The sequence below is a fragment of the Hyphobacterium sp. genome (assembly GCF_965228115.1).
Taxonomy (GTDB): domain Bacteria; phylum Pseudomonadota; class Alphaproteobacteria; order Caulobacterales; family Maricaulaceae; genus Hyphobacterium.
Map to the genome: position 1 here is coordinate 1,865,240 of NZ_OZ245794.1, position 18,610 is coordinate 1,883,849.

Below are 18,610 nucleotides of genomic sequence, written 5' to 3' on the forward strand. Positions count from 1 at the left end.
CGCCGGAAACGAAACGGGCGGCCTAGAGCCGCCCGCTTTTTATCCAGATCGGATTATCGCCCAGCGTTTCTATGAACGCCCGGTGCGCAGCATCCTCTTCAGGCGAAAGGCGGGACAACAGAGCATTCGTTCGTGAGGGCCGGGAGGGAAACTGGACGGGTCCGCCTGCCTCTCCAGCATCCCCTGCCAGGTCCAGCGCGCGTTCGCGTCCGCCATTAAGTTCCAGATAAACATCCGCCAGCAGTAAGGCATCGATAATCGCGCCGTGCTTGTCGCGGGTTTCGAGTGAAATTCCAAACCGTTTGCAGAGCGCATCAAGAGACGCGTGTGCGCCTGGGTATTTCTTGCGGGCGATGACAACCGTATCAACCCAGCGATCATTTTGAATGACGGGCTTGCCCACTCGCTCCAGCTCCATATTGATGAAGCCGCGATCAAAAGGCGCATTGTGCGCAACCACATTCGCGTCACCGACAAAGGCCAGAAAATCGTCGGCCACATCGGCAAATAGGGGCTTGTCAGCAAGGAATTCAGCGGTCAGCCCGGTGATCTCGGTAACCTTCTCGGGTACGCTTCGCTGTGGGTTTACGTAAGAATGCCAGGTCCGGCCAGTCGGGATAAAATCCTCGACCTCCACACATCCCAGCTCGGTGATCCGGTCACCCGTTTGCGGGTCCAGACCCGTGGTTTCGGTATCAAAAACAATTTCACGCATCGGCATTTTTACTTGGCTGATTTGCCGATTTCTTCAATTTCCCGATCAGTTCTTCCACAGCTTTCTGCGCAAATTCCAGGCCTTTGGACGTATCGATCAAGAAATCAGCGCGGGCACGTTTTTCCGCATCGGGTGTTTGTTGGGAAAGAATATAATCGAATTTTTTTTCCGTCATGCCCGGCCGCGCAAGCACGCGTTCGCGTTGGATTCCTTCTGGCGCCGTGACCACCAGAACACCATCGACCAGGCCATCACCCCCGGTTTCAAACAAGAGGGGAATATCAAAAACAACGAGATCATGTCCCGCTTGCGCGGCTTTTTCGAGGAAGGCCTCCCGCCGCTCCGACACCAGGGGATGGACAATGCGGTTTAACACCTCGAACCGGGACGGGTCTTGAGCCAAGAGAGCGGAGAGGCGGAGACGGGACACAGCGCCATTCTCGATGGCCTCCGGGAACACGCTTTCCAGTGGGGCCACAGCGCCGCCGTCCTTTGCATAGAGGTCATGGACAATTGCATCGGAATCAAAAACCGGCACGCCGGCATCGGCGAACATGGAGGCGGTCGTGGACTTTCCCATCCCGATCGATCCTGTCAGGCCGAGCTTGTACACTTTCATTCCACCAGCTCTTGCCGGAGGACATTCAAGACGTCCTCATCACCCGGAACGGGGCAATTAAACAGCGTCTTGAAGGACGGCCGAGCCTGACCCAGAAACATGGGCAAGCCGTCAATAACCCTATGAGCTGAGTCCGCAGCCTGCTTTAAAAAAGGCCGGTTCGCAGGCGTATATAGAGTATCAAACGCAACGGTCTTTTCCGGAATTTGCTCCCAGTTGAGTTCGGGCTGGCTCATCCCATCAAGCCCCAGAGACGTTGCGTTGATGATAATGTCAGTATTGGCCGCAAGCTTTTGCCTCGCCTCCCAGCGCTCGGCTGCGAAAGTCCGGTCAGTTCTGGCGAGTGCTTCAGCAGTTTCAAAAGTGCGGTTGACAATGACAACTTTATCCGCGCGGGCCTGGCGGCCAGCCTCACATACTGCACGCGCGACGCCGCCGGCACCCAGGACCAGCAATTTGGCCCCTTCAAGGGTATAACCGGCACTATCGACCGCATAACGAATCCCTTCCACATCTGTGTTGAAGGCATGGATCCCATCCGGGGTAAATCTAAGTAGATTGGCCGCGCCGGTTCTTTTGACCGCCTCGCTCTGAAAATCTGCTGCAGCTGCGGCCATGGGTTTGAAGGGAAGCGTTACATTCAGCCCGGCTAGCCCGGAGCGGGACAAAGCTTTGATATCTGTGATGCCCAAAACGGGTTGGGCGGGCAGGGCGATGTACGCGGCATCCAGCCCGGCTTTCCGGATCCACCGGTTCATCAAGAAGGGCGAAAGAGAGTGCGCGATTGGGAAGCCGATGACACCGGCTATTCGTGTCGTCCCCGACAGCTTCATACCGGTATCACGCCTTCATCCCGCAGCAGCGACAAAACCGGCAATAGCGGGAGGCCCAGAATGGCATAATAATCGCCATCAACATGTTCAAAAAGCTGAGCGCCAAATCCTTCATAGGCATATGCACCGACACTTTTTGTCAGTTCATCGCCCGCAGATGTCAGGTATTGATCCAGAAACGAATCTGTGAATTCCCTGACGCTTAGATGGCTGTCCTGTTTGTGTCGCCAGATTGTCTGGCCATTTCGTACTGCGACCAGACCGGAATGCAGGGTATGGGGTTTGCCGCGCAACATTAAAAGCCGGTCACGCGCCTCATCGGTTGATTTCGCCTTGTCATACAGCCTGCCTTCCAGACTGAGAATCTGATCGGCTGCCAGAATAAGACCTTCATTCCCTTTTGAAACCGCACCTGCCTTGGCTTCGGCGAGCTGAAGGGCCAGGTCCGCCGGATCGCCGCCGGACCATTTCTGCTTGATGGCATCCTCATCAACGCCGGACATTTGCACGTCAAAACCTATCCCGGCGTTTCGGAGAATCTGCTGGCGGATTTCGCTTCCCGAGGCAAGGATCAGCCTTGTCATTGAGCTTTCGCCTTCCGCTCATTTATCAGGTTCAGGATTTTCGCGGCGGTTTCCTCAACTGACCGGCGCGTCACATCAATCATTGGCCATCCATGACGCGCATAGAGCCGCTTCGCGGCAATGATTTCATCCTTAACGGCACCATCATCGACATATTCTGTATCCCGACCTTCATTCAATGATAACAGCCGGTTGCGGCGGATTTGAACAATGCGTTCAGGAGACGCTGTCAGACCAACAATCAAAGGGTTCTGCAAGGCTTCAATTCCCTCCAGGCGGGTAGCACCTTTCACAAGAGGGATATTGGCGGCTTTCACACCACGATGGGCCAGATAGATGCAGGTCGGGGTTTTGGATGTCCGGCTCACACCCAGCAGGACGACATCCGCGCCTTCCAGATTTCCGCCCTGACCATCATCATGCATGATCGCGTAATTCAAGGCCTCAATGCGCTTGTAGTACTGGGAATCAAGCTCATGTTGCGCGCCGGCCCGGCTGGAAGGCGGCAAAGCGAGATAGCCTGACAAGGTCGCGATAATTGGATCAAGAATAGCGATGGCCGGAACGCCGATGCGTTGACAATGCTCCTCCAGCCGCTGGCGCATATCAGCCGAGACAATGGTGTACATAACCACTCCTGGCGAGCGTTCGATCTCCTCAAGCGCTTTGTCCATTTGCCGGGGCGAGCGAACCAGCGCGTAGAGATGTTCGATGACATCCACATCATCGAACTGCGCCACAGAGGCGCGCATCACCTCGCCCAGCGTTTCTCCGGTCGAGTCGGAGACGAGGTGAACATCAAACTTCCGGGGCTCTTTTGCAGGCATGATCGCAAACAGGGGCACAGGGGTTAATGAAGTGTTAACAACTACGCGCGTCGTTAACAGGTTGGGCACGACGCCCGGATTGGGGCAGATCATCGGGGATTACCAGCTCGATTGTCCAATGATCTTTCACAGCCCGGTTCAAGCGTGGAAAACTGGCCGGAAAGTTAAGACAATTCACGCTAATCCCCCGGAAATTGCCCACTTGTTGGCGTTGTATGTCCACTAATCATATGAATAAATTGGATTTTTCACGTTTTCCAACATACAAACAGAATAAAGTTCTGAAATTAAAGAACAGCTCATATTCATGTGGGTTTTGGGGTTGAATCGGTTTCCCCCACTACCGTCAGCGCCAACGACTCTCTCAATCTTTAAAAATAAATTAGAAGAATGATAGGTCATGTGGTTAACCCGCATTGCCATCATACGGCTTCGCAACTAACCCTCTCGACATGAGCAAGATTTTACTCGATGTCCTGAACGGCAATCCAGTAAGCCCCCCACCCGTATGGCTGATGCGGCAGGCCGGGCGCTACCTGTCGGAATACCGCGAGGTCCGTGCCACCGCAAAAGACTTCATCGATTTCTGCCTGTCTCCCGATAAGGCAACAGAAGTCACCTTGCAGCCGATCAGGAGATTTGGCTTTGATGCGGCGATCTTGTTTGCAGATATCCTATTAATTCCAATGGCTTTGGGAAGAAAGGTCTGGTTTGTGGCGGGCGAAGGTCCACAACTTGACCCTTTGTCAGCAGCCGACATCGAAAATATGGAAATTGGCGATGTCGAAGGACTACTTGGTCCGGTCGGTCAGACCGTCAAGAATCTCTCGGTCAGCCTGCCAGATGAAACCGCGCTGATCGGATTTGCCGGTGCGCCCTGGACCGTTGCGACATATATGATCGAAGGCGGGGGTTCGAAGGACCGCTGGAATGCCCGGCGCATGTATTGGGAAAATCCCGAAGCCATGGCGCGCCTGCTTGATCTTCTGGCTGATGCGACCATCCGATATCTAATCATGCAGGCAAAAGCCGGCGCTGAAGTCCTGAAAATCTTTGACAGCTGGGCGGAGGGTTTGCCGCCACCCATGTTTGAAGATGTTGTCATCCGGCCAACGCGCCGGATCGTTGATGGGCTCCGTGAAAATGGCGTCAACGTTCCGGTTATCGGATTCCCCAAGGGTGCTGGACCAAATTATGTGACCTATGCGCGCGAGAGCGGTGCTAATGCGCTGGCGCTTGATTACGGGTTGAACACACAATGGGCGCTGGATGCCCTACCCAAGGACATGCCTTTGCAAGGTCAGCTGGACCCGGCAGTACTGCGCGCTGGAGGATCTGCGCTTGACGTGGAAGTCGACCGCATCATCTCCGCTTTCCGCGAGCGTCCACATATCTTCAATCTCGGACATGGCATTACGCCGGATGTCCCGGTTGAACATGTTGAACGGCTCGTCTCGCGGATTCGAGGCGGAAAGAGATGACACGCAAAATTGCAGTGGTTTTGTTCAATTTGGGCGGTCCAGACGGCCCGGACGATGTGAAGCCGTTCTTGCGAAACCTGTTCCGTGATCCTGCGATTATCGGTGCCCCTGGCCCGATCCGGGAGTTCCTTGCCTGGCTGATTTCTACAACTCGGACACCAGAAGCAACTGAAAACTATGCCAAAATGGGGGGTGGATCGCCCTTGCGGCCGGAAACGGAAAAACAAGCCGATGCGCTGATTGCCGAGCTTGGTGCGCGGCAGCCCGACACTGAATTCAAAGCTTTTATCGCCATGCGGTATTGGCACCCCTATGTGGAAGAAGCCGTCCGCGATGTAGCCTCCTGGAGCCCGGATGAGGTGGTCTTGCTACCGCTCTATCCGCAGTTTTCGACCTCAACGACCGGATCATCCCTGACCGGATGGAAAAAAGCGGGCGGTGGTGAAGCCCGTACGGTGTGTTGCTACCCGCAAGCAGAAGGATTTTTGCAGGCGCATGCAGCATTGATCCGGAACAGCTGGAAACAGATGGGCGAGCCCAGGGATGTTCGCGTGCTTTTATCGGCTCATGGGTTGCCCGAACGGACGATTGAGCAGGGAGATCCCTATCAATGGCAGGTGGAAAAAACCTGTGAAGCAGTCATGGCGCACTTGCCGGAAATCCCGGACTGGCAAGTCTGTTATCAATCGCGTGTGGGCCCGCTGAAATGGATCGGGCCTGCAACGGAAGAATCCATCGAAAAAGCGGCTGATGACGGCAAGGATATCTTGCTGACTCCAATCGCCTTTGTGTCCGAACACATCGAGACCCTTGTTGAACTGGACGAGGAATATGCCGAGTTTGCAGAAGAAAAAGGCGTCGAGCGATATGTCCGCGTACCTGCGCTGGGACTTGCCGGCGCCTTCATCGACAGCCTGGCGGATCTGACACTTGATGCGCTGGAAGGAAAGTCAGGTCTGAAACCGCCTTGCGGGAAACGCATCTGTCCGTCAGGATTTGGGAAATGTCCTAATCCTGTTCTGGCGAATGTCTGATTTTATCCTGAGCTCTTACGACTGGCTGCGTGGCTTTCACATCCTGACGGTCATAGCCTGGATGGCGGGTCTGCTCTATCTGCCGCGACTCTTCATCTATCACTGCCAGGCCGAGCCCGGTGGCGAGCTCGATGAAACCCTGAAACTGCAGGAGTATCGCCTCCTGAAATTCATCATGGACCCGGCCATGATCGCGACCTGGGTATTTGGGATTTTACTGATCTGGTCGAACGCGGAACGGGCGGGGGGCTGGTCGATTTTTCTGGCCTGGGACTGGGGCGTAAAGTTCGCCTCCATTGTATTGATGACCGGGCTTCACCATATCTTTGCCAACCGGCAGGCGCGTTTCGCCGCCGGAACAAATGACTGGCCACATCGCAAATTCCGGATTTATAATGAAATTCCGGCAGTGATAGCGATTATTATTGTGCTCATTGCCACGGTCGCCTTGCGCTAAGTCAATCTTGACGAACCCGGTGGCCTGTGTCACTCGTCAGGAAAGTTTCGTATCCGCGAAATTCCTTCTCCCGGTGTGCGCTTCAACCGAGCGAACCCGGCGACCCTGACAAATCCGTTTGACCCTTGTCTGCCTGCAGGTGGATTGCGAGTCAGGCCGGTTCTTCAAATCTGATTTCAAGATCAACCCAGCGAGTCCCATGTCTGATACAAATAATGAAAACCTGACGGATGACGACGATCTCGACGATGAGTCAGAGAACGACGTCGAAGAATCCTCGAGTGAACCAAAAACCTTGCCGCCTCAACTGGCAGGCATGGAGCGCATGACGCTTCAGGAGTTAAAGGCCAAGAAGCCAACAGAATTGCTCCAGATCGCAGAAGCGCTTGATATCCAGAACGCTGCCACCATGCGCAAGCAAGGCATGATGTTCGCCATATTGAAAGAAGTGGCGGAACGCGGCGTCGAGATTTATGGCAACGGAACGCTGGAAATCCTTCAGGACGGGTTCGGTTTCCTGCGGTCGCCTGAAGCCAACTATCTGGCAGGGCCGGACGATATTTACGTTTCGCCAAACCAGATCAAGAAGTTCGGATTGCGCACAGGTGACACCGTGGAAGGCGAAATCCGCGCGCCGCGCAATGGCGAGCGCTATTTTGCCCTGTTGAAAATCAGCGCCATCAACTTCACCGATACAGATGCCGCGCGCCATAAAGTCCATTTCGATAATCTGACGCCGCTCTATCCCGAGGAACGGTTCGTGCTCGAGCTGCCGGATCCGACCAAGAAAGACAAAACCGGCCGGGTCATCGATATCGTCTCACCGATCGGAAAAGGTCAGCGGGCCCTGATTGTGGCGCCGCCCCGCACCGGTAAGACGATGATATTGCAGAATATAGCGCACGCTATCGAGACCAATCACCCGAATTGCTATCTCATCGTTCTGCTGATCGATGAGCGTCCGGAAGAAGTGACGGATATGCAGCGGACGGTGAAGGGCGAGGTCATATCCTCGACCTTCGATGAGCCGGCCACCCGCCACGTCCAGGTCGCAGATATGGTGATCGAAAAAGCGAAGCGCCTCGTCGAACACGGCCGTGATGTTGTGATCTTGCTCGATTCCATTACGCGCCTTGGACGCGCCTACAACACGGTTGTGCCGTCTTCGGGCAAGGTGTTGACCGGTGGCGTGGATGCCAATGCGCTGCAACGTCCGAAGCGTTTCTTTGGTGCCGCCCGGAATATTGAAAATGGCGGATCGCTGTCGATTATCGCAACGGCGTTGATCGATACTGGATCGCGGATGGACGAGGTTATCTTCGAGGAATTTAAAGGGACCGGTAACTCGGAAATTGTTCTGGACCGCAAGGTGGCGGACAAGCGCGTCTTCCCGGCCATCGACATATTGAAGTCAGGTACGCGGAAAGAAGAATTGCTGGTCGACAAGGTGGATCTGCAAAAAACCTATGTGCTCCGCCGGATTCTCAACCCGATGGGGGCTCAGGACGCCATCGACTTCCTTCTGTCCAAACTCAAGGAATCCAAGACCAATTCGGATTTCTTCGACAGCATGAATACGTAAGGGATCGATTATGCCCTCGCCCGATATCACGCTTTACTACGCTCCGCTGACGCGGGGCGTCCGGCCCCGCTGGGTGATGGAGGAGATGGGGATCCCTTATAAGCTCGAGCGGCCGGAATTCGTCCATGGACGGGTTGGTGGCGAAGCGTTCAAGGCGATCAACCCGCTGCAGAAAATTCCGGCGATGCGGGACGGCGATCTTTTGATGCTGGAATCGCTGGCCATGATGCAATATCTGACCGGCCGGTACGGACCGACCGATCTCGTCTTGTCACCCGACGAGCCGGATTATGCCCGATATCTGGAGTGGCTGCATTTCGGTGAAGCGACCATGGTGATGGCCAACAGCCTGATGTTGGCTCACACAATGTTATTGCCGGAAGACAAGCGCAATGAATCGCTCGCCCGATGGGCTAAATCTGAATTCAACAAGCAAGCTGAACTATTGACCAATCGCGGGCTCGAGGGCCGTGAATGGCTGGCCGGCGAAAGATTGACGCTTGCTGATATGTCCGTGGTTTACATCTTGCTCCTGGTGAAACTTGCAAAACAGTTCGACGGCGTCCCCGATGAGCTGAAGGACTATTTCAAGCGCGTGACAGCTTTGGACAGCTGGAAGCGGGCGACAGCCGACTAGGCGTTAGTCCACCGGGCAATACCGGTCCCACCGCCCGAAAACGGAAAGAGCGGCTGCGGGATCCGAGGAAACCAGCAGCTCGATATTCCGCTCGTCGATATATGAATAGTCAATCGTGCCGCCTTGTTCGCCTGGAAGATCGTGCATGGCGGTTTCAATACTCTGTCCACCCAGAAAATATTGAGTACGGGCATCGGGGATGCCATAGCCGATCCAGCTGATCAGCGTATCGAAATCAAGCTCACTATTGAGGACTTCATAGCGGTCGGAGAAGGGAAGCAGGATCGCGATATCGCGCGATAAGCTCTGCACGATTGCGGCACCGTCCTCTTGTGCCACCTGAATGAGGGTGCGGTGCTCCATTCCCGCTTCCAATACCAGACGGGCGATGCGTTCCGGCGCGAGTCCATTCAGATCCAGGTGAAGATAGAGGTTCAGCTCACCGGCCGTCGAAAACGCGTCACTCATAGTCGGGATTCGCTGATGCGTGCGGCGGCCATCTGCATCAACAAGAATAAGCGAACGCAGCTCAACGAGAGAAGAATTGGCGACAGGGCCCGAACCGGTGGTTGTTCGATCCAGCGTCAAGTCATGGAGGAGAATGATCTCTCCATCTCTGGTTTCTCTCAGATCAACTTCAACAAAGGCGGCCCCGATCCGCGCCGCCTCATGAAACGCCGCAAGCGAATTTTCTGGAATACCCGGCGCAAAGCCCCCTGCGCGGTGAACGGAAACCAGCGTTATATCGGCGTCACGCGCGCATTCGAGCAATGCGGGAATGGAAGGCGGCTCGGTTGTAACCTGAAACCAACCGGCGAGGATCAAGGCGCTCAGCATGGCAGCCGGTGGCCCCGCATCAATTCGAGGCGCCCGCTGCGGGACAGGTTTGAAGCAAATCTGTTCCGGTTGTGTTGCCATCGAGTGCCCTGGAAGCGGCCGGCACATCATCTACGCTGATCACCTCGGCGCCGTTGGCCGCCATCTGGCGGTAGTCAGCCTGACCTTCCCGCTCTGCACGGAAGTCGCCATAGCTGGTCTCGATCCCAAGCATTGTCAGTTCTTCGTCCAGCGTAGTGTCTCCATCCCCCAAGCCCAACCAGGCCGTTATTCTGCTGAGGTCGACACCTGCTTCACGAAGCGTCTCGACATCGTCCAGGGAACGGATTCCGACCGAGATCATAACCTCAGACAACCTCTGATGAAGCGCTATGGCATCTTCCAGCGAATAGGTGATGATGATCGAGCGATCAACGGCATCTTCAGCTTCGAGTACGTCGGCGATCGCTTCAAAGCTTGCCGGGCTCTTCCGGTCAATCTGAGCGATCCCACGCCCATCAAGCGCGGCCAGCGCATCCGCGAGTGTTGGAATCGCCTCCCCGGTTGGATTGCCATTGAGGTCTATCAATTCGAGATCGGAAAGCTCATCGAAGGCACGATTATAGAAGACCCCGGACCCGGTAGTCGTCCGGTCCAGAAGATCGTCATGCATCAAAAACAGAACCCCATCGCCGGACCGCGTGACATCCAGTTCGATAAAGACCGCGCCGTCGTCCAGCGAGGCGTTTAAAGCGGCCACGCTGTTTTCGGCAGCACCGGGCCTGTCGCCGGCGCGATGCGCTTGCAGAAGTGTAACGCGCTGTTCGCGCGCACAATCAAGGTAAGCGGAAAGATCGACGTTGTCGAAACCTGACTCACCAGAGCCCGGATTTGAAGCATCTTCGCCTGAACACGCGCTAAGAGCGATAGCAGATGCGGTAACAAGAAAGCTGCGAAGCATGGAAAACCCTTATCCGAGATGAGTTTGAAGGAAGGCGCGCGTGCGCGTGTTGGCGAGATCTGCAGCCTCGGCATCGAAATGCGCCCCGCCCTGGCGTGCGAATGCGTGATCCTGCCCGGGATAATCGTGAAGGACGACATGAGAATTCCCATCAAGGCCGTCATGCATGGCTTTCTGGGCTTCTGAATCGACAAACTGGTCCTTGCCGGCAACATGCAACATTAGCTGGCCTGTTATATTATTATTTTCATTCATGAAATTAGGAATATTGACGCCATAATACCCAACTGAAGCATCCGCATCAGTGCGGCAGGCGGTGAGATAAGCCAAGAGGCCACCAAGGCAGTAGCCGATGGCGCCGACCTTGCCATTTCCGGCGTTATCCCGGCGTGCATGATCCACGACAAGTGCGATATCCTTTAAACCCAGTTCGACATCGAACTTAGCGAAGAGATCAAAGGCTTTTTTCCACTCTTCCTCGGATTGATCCGTGATGTCGATATTGGGTTCAATGCGCCAGAAGAGGTCCGGGCAGATGGCGACAAAGCCCTGACCGGCAAGATCATCGCAGATATCCCGCATGACCTGATTGACGCCAAAAATCTCCTGCAGCACGACAATAACAGCGCCCTGGCCGGATTCGGGGGTCGCGCGATAGGCGGAAAAATCGCCATCAGGCGACGGGATCGTGATCGTTTCTGCCGGCATGGGGCGTCTCCTGTTATTGCGTTTCATTTGGTTCGCAAGACAAGATATAAACATGGATTATGACAACAAGAGAGGCCAGCCATGAAGGTGAAACTGGATATTGATTGCACCCCGGCGGAAGCGCGTGCCTTCTTCGGCCTGCCGGACGTCAGCAAGGTCAATGATGTCATGGTCGAGGAAATGACCAAGCGCATGCAGGAAAACGTTTCCTCGCTGGATCCGGATGTGATGATGCGCAACTGGATGTCGTTTGGCGGGCAGATGCAGGATCAGTTCATGGCGCTGATGCAGCAGGCAGGTCAGGCCAAAAAAGACTGATCCCATGATACGCGATACCATCTTCGCCCTGGCCACACCGCCGGGCCGGTCGGGTGTGGCTGTCATCCGGATTTCCGGTCCGGACACAATAGCCATCGCCTCGCAAATGGTTGCCGGCGGTTGGCCCGCCCCCCGCATGGCCAGCCTGCGCCGTTTTGGAGAGGAAGGCGGCCGGCCCATTGATGAGGGGCTTCTCCTTTGGTTTCCCGGACCTCATAGCTTTACGGGTGAGGACTGTGCAGAATTTCAGGTCCATGGGGGTCCAGCCATAATCGAGGCAATGACCGACCGGCTGGCCGGGCTGGGTGCCAGAGCCGCCGAGGCCGGCGAGTTCACCCGCCGTGCCTTCGAGAACGGACGGCTCGATCTCACCGAGGCCGAAGGTCTCGCCGATTTGATTGACGCCGAAACCAGCGCGCAGCGGGAACAGGCCTTCGCCCAGATGACGGGCGTGCTCCGTTCACTTTACGAAGGATGGCGCCAGCAGCTCTTGTCCGTTTTGGCTTCGATTGAAGGTGAGATCGATTTTCCGGATGAAGACGACGTGCCGGAGGCTTTGGCCCAAACCGCCAGCCCCCTGCTCGATGGCCTAATCGGCGAGCTGGAAGCGCATCTGAAAGATGATCATCGCGGTGAGCGAATCCGGGAGGGATTCAACATCGCGATCATCGGGCCGCCCAATGCAGGAAAGTCCAGCCTGCTGAATGCGCTCGCCGGTCGCGAAGCAGCCATTGTCACGGATATTCCCGGCACGACGCGGGACATTGTCGAGGTGCGCATGGTGCTCGGCGGCTTTGCGGTGGTGGTGGCGGATACAGCAGGGCTCCGCGACACGCAGGATGTCGTCGAAAGTGAGGGGGTGAAGCGAGCCCTGACTCGTGCTGACTCTGCTGATTACGTCGTTGGCGTGCTGGATGGTGCTCAGCCCTGGAGAGCGGAATTCTTAGAAATTCTTGGTAAATCAGACCTGATTGTGGTTAACAAGTCCGATTCAGATCAGTCGCTGACTCTCCCTGACTCTATAGTGGCGTTGTCGCTTTCGGTGCGGACGGGCGCAGGCGTGTCTGAGCTAGAAGCGCGTCTGACACGAATTGTCAGGGAGGCGTTGACGGCGCGGGAAATGCCGGCATTGTCGCGCGCGCGTCATCGCCAGAAAGTGGGGGCCGCTTTTGCGGCGCTAACGCGCGCAAATGCTCAATTGTTTGAGCCCGAGCTGGCAGGCGAGGATGTGAGGCTCGCGGTGCGCGCGCTGGAAGGATTGACGGGCCGGATCGATGTCGAAGACGTGCTGGGTGAGGTTTTTTCGCGCTTTTGTATCGGCAAATAGATGTTTCACGTGAAACAAGGGATCGAAAAAGGCTCGACTCTCGTTTGCGTGCGCCTTACATAGCGCGCCCAAACTTAGGAATTACAGAAGGACTTGCGCTGCAATGACGGCCAAGTGGAATGTCATCATTATCGGGGGCGGGCACGCGGGCTGTGAAGCCGCCGCGGCGTCCGCGCGCCTGGGCGCAAAGACGCTTCTGCTGACCCACAACTCGGCCACGATTGGCGAAATGTCCTGTAATCCGGCCATTGGCGGGCTCGGAAAAGGCCATCTCGTGCGTGAGATTGATGCCATGGATGGCATTATGGGCCGCATCGCGGATGCATCGGGCATTCAGTTTCGTCTGCTCAACCGTTCTAAAGGCCCGGCCGTTCGTGGACCGCGGACTCAATCAGACCGGCGCCTTTATCGGGAGGCCATGCAGGCCGAGCTGGCGAATACGCCGAATCTGACCATCGAAGCCGCATCTATAGAAGACATTCAGGTGGATGCTTCCGGCCGGGTCGTTGGCGTCGTGGCCGAAGATGGGCGCGCGTGGTCTGCCGCTGCGGTCGTTCTGACGACCGGAACCTTCCTTAAAGGGGTCATCCATCGCGGCCTTGAGCGAATTCCGGCAGGCCGGCATGGCGAGAAACCAGCGATAGGACTGTCGGATCGGCTTTATGGTCTGGGAATGCGCATGGGCCGTCTCAAGACGGGAACCCCCGCCCGGATCAAGAAAGCGTCGATTGATTGGGCGGGTCTGCAAGTGCAACCTGCTGATGATGCGCCAGCACCGTTTTCCTTCCTGACACGCGAAATCACTGTACCGCAGATCGCGTGTGGCATTACCCACACCACGCCGAAAACTCATGCGATTATTGCCGCGAATCTGGATCAGTCGGCTGTTTATAGCGGCGGAATATCCGGCCGCGGGCCGCGCTATTGCCCGTCCATTGAGGACAAGATCCACCGGTTTGCCGAGAAGGACAGCCATCAGATCTTTCTTGAGCCGGAAGGTCTCGACAGTGATCTCGTTTATCCAAACGGCATCTCGACCTCATTGCCCGATGAGGTTCAGCTCGCATTCTTGAAAACCATCCCAGGTCTCGAGAGTGTCGAGGTGGGCCGGTATGGTTATGCCATCGAATATGATTATGTCGATCCGCGAGAATTAACGCCATCGCTTGAAGTCAGGGCGGCACCCGGTCTTTACCTGGCCGGCCAGATCAATGGTACGACCGGATATGAAGAAGCCGCTGCTCAGGGTTTGATGGCCGGATTGAACGCGGCGCGCGCCGCAGGCGGATCGGACGCCATCACCCTCAGCCGCTCTGAAGCCTATATTGGCGTGCTGATTGACGATCTCGTGACTCGAGGTGTCAGTGAGCCTTATCGCATGTTTACCAGCCGGGCCGAATACCGGCTAAGCCTGCGCGCAGATAATGCGGATCAACGCTTGACTCCTCTTGCCATCTCGCTTGGCGGTGTTTCTAAGCAGCGCAGCGAGGCCTTTGAGTCTAAGCATCTTCAGCTCACCGCAGGCCGTGAACTTCTTAACCGACTCTCCCTGACACCGCCGGAGGCCGCGAGGTTTGGCCTGTCGGTTAATCAGGATGGCCGCCGCCGGTCAGCAATGGAGCTGCTGAGCTATCCGGACACGGCCTGGAGTGATTTGGTGCCGATATCCGATGAGCTGGCGTCCGTTGAGCCGGAGATCGTAAAGCAATTGGAAACCGAGGCGGTCTACGCGAATTACTTGCAGCGCCAGGAGGCTGATATTCTGGCCTTCCGCCGGGATGAAGCCATCCGGATCCCCGGCGATCTCGACTATTCGGCCATTGGGGGCCTGTCGAACGAGGCCCGGGAGAAGCTGACAATGGCCCGCCCCCAGACTCTTGGGCAGGCCGGGCGGCTAGAGGGTGTTACACCAAGCGCCATCACGGCAATTCTGGCGCACATCAAATCCCGCCGGAAGGCCGGCTGAGTGGTTACAAGCGCGCAGGAGTTCCAGAAGGCGACGGGTGTTTCACGTGAAACACTCTCAGCGTTCGAGGATTGGTATGCTCGCCTGTCAGCCGCAAATGCTCATACTAATCTCGTCGGGCGGTCCACGCTCGGTGAATTCTGGAGCCGGCACGCGCTGGACGGGTTTCAACTGATCGATCTGGCGCCCGGTGACGGCAAAAACTGGCTGGATTTCGGGGCTGGCGCCGGCATTCCCGGCTTGGCGATTGCGCTCGGCATGCGGGATCGTCAATGGGCTGGCGCTCATGTGACTTTTGTCGAGTCTATCGGCAAGAAAGCCCGATTCATTTCGGAATGTGTGGATGCGCTGGCCTTGAAGGCTGAGGTTCACAACGCCCGAGTCGAAGCTTTGCCTCAGATAAACAAATTTGAGGTCATTACGGCGCGGGCGGTTGCGGCACTACCCAAACTCCTCACCTATGCATATCCATTGTTGAAAAGTGCGGGTATTTGCCTGTTTCCGAAGGGCGAACGCTACCGCCAGGAATTGACGGATGCCCGTAAATACTGGACCTTCGAGGAAGAGATTCACCCAAGTCGGACCAGCGACGCTGGAGTCATACTTCGGCTTCGCAATATCAAACCCCGGAAGGGCTGACACCGTGCCGAACACCGCCGCAATCAAGCCGCCAAAAATAATCGCCATCGCCAACCAGAAAGGCGGCGTCGGCAAAACCACAACGACCATCAATCTGGGAACGGCGCTTGCCGCTATTGGCAAGCAGGTCGTCATTCTCGACCTTGATCCCCAGGGCAATGCGTCTACCGGGCTTGGAGTTCCGCCGGCCGACCGCAAAGTCACGACTTACGACGTGTTGGTGGGCGAACAGCCGCTTGAGCGCGCGCTCGTGGATACGCTGGTTCCGGGGCTTGCCCTCGTGCCGTCCGATCCGGACCTCTCTGGAGCCGAACTGGAATTGGCCTCTGCGCCCCGCAGGTCTTACCGGATGCGCCATGCCATCGATCGATTGCGTAAGCGCTTGGCGGATGCGGGTCATCATTGCGATTATGTTTTGATTGATTGCCCACCATCATTAAACCTGTTGACCGTCAATGCTTTGACATCCGCTGACTCTGTTCTAGTGCCGCTGCAATGTGAGTTTTTCGCGCTGGAGGGTCTGACCCAGCTGATGCGGACGGTCGAGCTGGTCCGGACCAATCTCAACCCCAAGCTCGCCATGCAGGGCGTGGTCCTGACCATGTTCGATGCCCGCAATAATCTCTCGGGTCAGGTTGAAGCGGATGTGCGCGAGTTTTTCGGTGATCAGGTTTATAAAACACTCATTCCGCGCAATGTGCGTGTGTCTGAAGCCCCCTCCTTCGGCAAGCCGGTTTTACTGTACGATCTCCACTGCGCGGGCAGCCAGGCCTATCTCGCGCTGGCCAAAGAAATCGTGCAACAAGAAAAGCGCCAAGCCATTGATAATAATAAGGTTCCAGCATGAGCGCCGAACGAACACGTGGGCTTGGCCGGGGTTTGTCGGCCCTCTTAAACGATGGCGAGGTCGCGGCTTCAGACATTGAGGCCGTCGCAGGGATCAAGACGCTTCCAATCGAAGACATTCATCCCAACCCAGACCAGCCCCGCCGGCGCTTTAATGAGGCGGACCTGGTCTCACTGGCCAATTCGATCGCTGAAAAAGGCTTGTTACAACCCGTCCTGGTTCGGCCCTTGCCTGATGGCGGGGGGTATCAGCTGGTCGCCGGAGAGCGTCGCTGGCGCGCGGCACAACGCGCCCAACTTCACGATATTCCTGTTCTTATTCAAGAGTTTACAGACCGTGAAACTCTGGAGATTGCAATTGTCGAAAACGTCCAGCGCGCGGATCTCAATCCGGTTGAGGAAGCACGCGCCTATCGTCAGCTGGTTGACCGGTTTGAGCATACCCAGGATGAGATCGCGCGGGCCGTCGGCAAAAGCCGCAGCCATGTCGCCAATTCAATGCGATTGCTTGTTCTGCCTCCCAGCGTTCTGGATCATCTGGAAGCGGGCCGCCTGAGCTCGGGTCATGCGCGGGCGATTGCCACCGCGGACAACCCGGCGGAGCTAGCGGAAACCATTATCGCCCAGGGGCTGAATGTTCGCCAAGCTGAGCAACTGACACGGACGCCAAAACCAAAAAAGGCACCAGAGACCAAGGCCGCGAAACAGCAAAAAGATGCCGATACCCGCGCGCTCGAGCGGGATCTATCAGAAAAGCTTGGACTATCCGTGGAGATCAACCATGGCGAAGGCCCGAACGCCGAAGGCGGTGCGGTGACAATCCGCTATGCTGAACTCGGTCAGCTGGATGAAATTTGCCGACGTTTGAACGCGAGCTGATCAGCCGATCGCGCCCAGATCACCATCAGTGTCATCATTCGTGTCACGGCGGCGGCCGCCCAGATCATCCGGTTCACTATCGTCACGCCGGCGCCGGTCGCCGGCCAAGCCAACGCCGGTCAGGCCGAGCCCAATCGCGCCAGGATCGTTATCGTCTCCGGCTTCCCGGGACCGAAGCGATTTAGGGCCAAGAATCCACGCATAGAGCAAGACACAACCAATCGCCGAAACACCCAACAGTATAATCGCGGCAATCCAGCCATTCTGGCCCTGGGGTTCCAGAAACTGCGTGCAGAAAAACACCAGGAAAACGAATAATCCCGCTGATATCAACCCAGCAAACAACCGCTTTAGCATCCGCATGTCGATCTCCCTTTGATCGCCAGCATGTTTTCAAGAAGCGGCCAAACCAAGGCAAAACTATGCGGCGTCACCCTTGTCCTGATAAGTCAGCGACATGAAGACGTCTTCCAGATCTGGTTCTTCGGTTCGCAAATCTGCAATCCGGGCCCCGGACTCATTGTACTTCTCTATGATTTCGGCAACCGATTGCTGGCCGAACTTGTAAGAGATGGCGAGGCTGCCCCCATCCCGGATCTCGGCCTCAAACCCGGCCAAGGACTTCGGCACCGCTGCGAGCGGTTCGACCGGATCGATGACTAATGACTTGGTATCCATCCGCTTCAAGAGCGCATCCTTTGGTTCGCAGGCGACGACTTCACCATGATCCACAATGGCGATCTCGTCGCACAGCTCTTGCGCTTCTTCGAGATAGTGAGTCGTCAGGACGATCGTTGTACCGGCGGCATGCAATTCGCGGACATATTCCCAGAGCTGACGGCGAAGCTCGATATCCACGCCTGCGGTCGGTTCATCGAGTACCAGGATCGGCGGATTATGCACCAGCGCCTTGGCCACCAGCAGGCGGCGCTTCATGCCGCCAGACAGCTGGCGCACATAGGCATCGCGCTTATCTGTCAGACCCACCGCAGCCAGGATTTCCTCGGAACGCCGCTCGGATTTCGGCACGCCATAGAACCCGGCCATCAGCTCCAGCGTTTCATAGGGTGTGAAAAACACATCCATATTGATTTCCTGGGGCACAATTCCGATGGCCGCACGGGAATCCCGCGGTTCCTTGTCGATATCCCGGCCCCAGATGACGCCGGTTCCGGAAGTTTTATTCACTAGCCCGGCGAAGATATTGATAAAGGTCGACTTTCCCGCCCCATTCGGCCCTAGTAACCCGAAGATCGATCCCCGCTTTATGCGCAAGGTCACGCCTTTCAGCGCTTCTTTCGGAGGGGTCGTTTTGGTGCCGCCATAGGTCTTGCGCAGATCAATGGCTTCAAGGGCATATTCGGGAAGGTCGGTCATAAAC

21 protein-coding genes are annotated in these 18,610 nt (G+C 56.4%); 11 read left to right on the forward strand and 10 right to left on the reverse strand.

Going from position 1 to position 18,610, the window contains the following annotated elements; genetic code table 11:
• Nucleotides 1-22: 22 nt before the first annotated feature.
• Genes dnaQ through ACO079_RS09725 form a run of 5 tightly spaced genes read right to left on the reverse strand, consistent with a single transcriptional unit; the run spans nucleotide 23 to nucleotide 3,578 of the window.
• Nucleotides 23-715 (reverse strand): DNA polymerase III subunit epsilon, encoded by a 693-nt coding sequence (gene dnaQ, locus ACO079_RS09705; protein WP_421789552.1) that lies wholly within the window; start codon nucleotides 713-715, stop codon nucleotides 23-25.
• Nucleotides 708-1,334, reverse strand: coding sequence for a dephospho-CoA kinase (gene coaE / locus ACO079_RS09710; protein WP_421789554.1), 627 nt, complete (start codon nucleotides 1,332-1,334; stop codon nucleotides 708-710). The genes dnaQ and coaE overlap by 8 nt, the downstream gene beginning before the upstream one ends.
• Nucleotides 1,331-2,167 carry a shikimate dehydrogenase family protein gene (locus ACO079_RS09715; protein ID WP_421789556.1) on the reverse strand — a complete coding sequence of 279 codons (837 nt, stop codon included), beginning with the start codon at nucleotides 2,165-2,167 and terminating at the stop codon, nucleotides 1,331-1,333. Before ACO079_RS09715 ends, coaE begins: the two co-directional genes overlap by 4 nt.
• Complete coding sequence (locus tag ACO079_RS09720; RefSeq protein ID WP_421789558.1) at nucleotides 2,164-2,751, reverse strand: nucleoside triphosphate pyrophosphatase; 588 nt, start codon at nucleotides 2,749-2,751, stop codon at nucleotides 2,164-2,166. Before ACO079_RS09720 ends, ACO079_RS09715 begins: the two co-directional genes overlap by 4 nt.
• A complete protein-coding gene (locus ACO079_RS09725; protein WP_421789559.1) occupies nucleotides 2,748-3,578 on the reverse strand; it encodes a pyruvate, water dikinase regulatory protein in 831 nt (276 codons plus the stop codon). The genes ACO079_RS09720 and ACO079_RS09725 overlap by 4 nt, the downstream gene beginning before the upstream one ends.
• A 452-nt stretch (nucleotides 3,579-4,030) precedes the next feature.
• Here ACO079_RS09725 and hemE point away from each other — a divergent pair, with 452 nt between their 5' ends.
• The 5 genes from hemE (at nucleotide 4,031) to ACO079_RS09750 (ending at nucleotide 8,769) form a co-directional block, all read left to right on the forward strand.
• Nucleotides 4,031-5,059: a uroporphyrinogen decarboxylase gene (gene hemE / locus ACO079_RS09730; RefSeq protein WP_421789561.1), complete on the forward strand. Its 1,029-nt coding sequence runs from the start codon at nucleotides 4,031-4,033 to the stop codon at nucleotides 5,057-5,059.
• Nucleotides 5,056-6,093, forward strand: a complete 1,038-nt coding sequence (gene hemH / locus ACO079_RS09735) for a ferrochelatase (RefSeq protein WP_421789563.1) — start codon at nucleotides 5,056-5,058, stop codon at nucleotides 6,091-6,093. Before hemE ends, hemH begins: the two co-directional genes overlap by 4 nt.
• On the forward strand, nucleotides 6,086-6,550 hold the full coding sequence (locus ACO079_RS09740) for a CopD family protein (protein ID WP_421789565.1): 465 nt from the start codon (nucleotides 6,086-6,088) through the stop codon (nucleotides 6,548-6,550). The genes hemH and ACO079_RS09740 overlap by 8 nt, the downstream gene beginning before the upstream one ends.
• 316 nt (nucleotides 6,551-6,866) lie before the next feature.
• Nucleotides 6,867-8,132 (forward strand): transcription termination factor Rho, encoded by a 1,266-nt coding sequence (gene rho / locus ACO079_RS09745; protein ID WP_421792940.1) that lies wholly within the window; start codon nucleotides 6,867-6,869, stop codon nucleotides 8,130-8,132.
• A 10-nt stretch (nucleotides 8,133-8,142) separates the two neighbouring features.
• Nucleotides 8,143-8,769: a glutathione S-transferase family protein gene (locus ACO079_RS09750; RefSeq protein ID WP_421789567.1), complete on the forward strand. Its 627-nt coding sequence runs from the start codon at nucleotides 8,143-8,145 to the stop codon at nucleotides 8,767-8,769.
• A gap of 3 nt (nucleotides 8,770-8,772) precedes the next feature.
• On the opposite strand, the gene ACO079_RS09755 is transcribed toward ACO079_RS09750, so the two are convergent.
• The 3 genes from ACO079_RS09755 to ACO079_RS09765 are packed head-to-tail and all read right to left on the reverse strand — an operon-like array spanning nucleotide 8,773 to nucleotide 11,254.
• Nucleotides 8,773-9,687, reverse strand: coding sequence for a glycerophosphodiester phosphodiesterase family protein (locus ACO079_RS09755; protein WP_421789569.1), 915 nt, complete (start codon nucleotides 9,685-9,687; stop codon nucleotides 8,773-8,775).
• On the reverse strand, nucleotides 9,626-10,546 hold the full coding sequence (locus tag ACO079_RS09760; protein ID WP_421789571.1) for a glycerophosphodiester phosphodiesterase family protein: 921 nt from the start codon (nucleotides 10,544-10,546) through the stop codon (nucleotides 9,626-9,628). Before ACO079_RS09760 ends, ACO079_RS09755 begins: the two co-directional genes overlap by 62 nt.
• Before the next feature lie 9 nt (nucleotides 10,547-10,555).
• On the reverse strand, nucleotides 10,556-11,254 hold the full coding sequence (locus ACO079_RS09765) for a dienelactone hydrolase family protein (protein WP_421789573.1): 699 nt from the start codon (nucleotides 11,252-11,254) through the stop codon (nucleotides 10,556-10,558).
• An 81-nt stretch (nucleotides 11,255-11,335) separates the two neighbouring features.
• On the opposite strand from ACO079_RS09765, the gene ACO079_RS09770 reads away from it, so the two are divergent.
• The 6 genes from ACO079_RS09770 to ACO079_RS09795 all read left to right on the forward strand — a co-directional run bounded on the left by ACO079_RS09770 (nucleotide 11,336) and on the right by ACO079_RS09795 (nucleotide 17,229).
• Nucleotides 11,336-11,572, forward strand: a complete 237-nt coding sequence (locus tag ACO079_RS09770) for a DUF6489 family protein (RefSeq protein ID WP_421789575.1) — start codon at nucleotides 11,336-11,338, stop codon at nucleotides 11,570-11,572.
• 7 nt (nucleotides 11,573-11,579) lie between these two features.
• Nucleotides 11,580-12,899, forward strand: coding sequence for a tRNA uridine-5-carboxymethylaminomethyl(34) synthesis GTPase MnmE (gene mnmE, locus ACO079_RS09775; RefSeq protein WP_421792941.1), 1,320 nt, complete (start codon nucleotides 11,580-11,582; stop codon nucleotides 12,897-12,899).
• 103 nt (nucleotides 12,900-13,002) lie between these two features.
• A complete protein-coding gene (gene mnmG / locus ACO079_RS09780; protein WP_421789577.1) occupies nucleotides 13,003-14,865 on the forward strand; it encodes a tRNA uridine-5-carboxymethylaminomethyl(34) synthesis enzyme MnmG in 1,863 nt (620 codons plus the stop codon).
• Nucleotides 14,866-15,504: a 16S rRNA (guanine(527)-N(7))-methyltransferase RsmG gene (gene rsmG, locus ACO079_RS09785; protein ID WP_421789579.1), complete on the forward strand. Its 639-nt coding sequence runs from the start codon at nucleotides 14,866-14,868 to the stop codon at nucleotides 15,502-15,504.
• Between the two features lie 4 nt (nucleotides 15,505-15,508).
• Nucleotides 15,509-16,351 carry a ParA family protein gene (locus ACO079_RS09790; RefSeq protein WP_421789581.1) on the forward strand — a complete coding sequence of 281 codons (843 nt, stop codon included), beginning with the start codon at nucleotides 15,509-15,511 and terminating at the stop codon, nucleotides 16,349-16,351.
• The gene (locus ACO079_RS09795) at nucleotides 16,348-17,229 is read left to right on the forward strand and encodes a ParB/RepB/Spo0J family partition protein (protein WP_421789583.1); all 882 of its coding nucleotides are present in this window, start codon (nucleotides 16,348-16,350) and stop codon (nucleotides 17,227-17,229) included. Before ACO079_RS09790 ends, ACO079_RS09795 begins: the two co-directional genes overlap by 4 nt.
• On the opposite strand, the gene ACO079_RS09800 is transcribed toward ACO079_RS09795, so the two are convergent.
• Nucleotides 17,230-17,592 carry a hypothetical protein gene (locus tag ACO079_RS09800; protein WP_421789585.1) on the reverse strand — a complete coding sequence of 121 codons (363 nt, stop codon included), beginning with the start codon at nucleotides 17,590-17,592 and terminating at the stop codon, nucleotides 17,230-17,232.
• Between the two features lie 57 nt (nucleotides 17,593-17,649).
• Complete coding sequence (locus tag ACO079_RS09805; RefSeq protein WP_421789586.1) at nucleotides 17,650-18,606, reverse strand: ABC transporter ATP-binding protein; 957 nt, start codon at nucleotides 18,604-18,606, stop codon at nucleotides 17,650-17,652.
• Nucleotides 18,607-18,610: the final 4 nt, after the last annotated feature.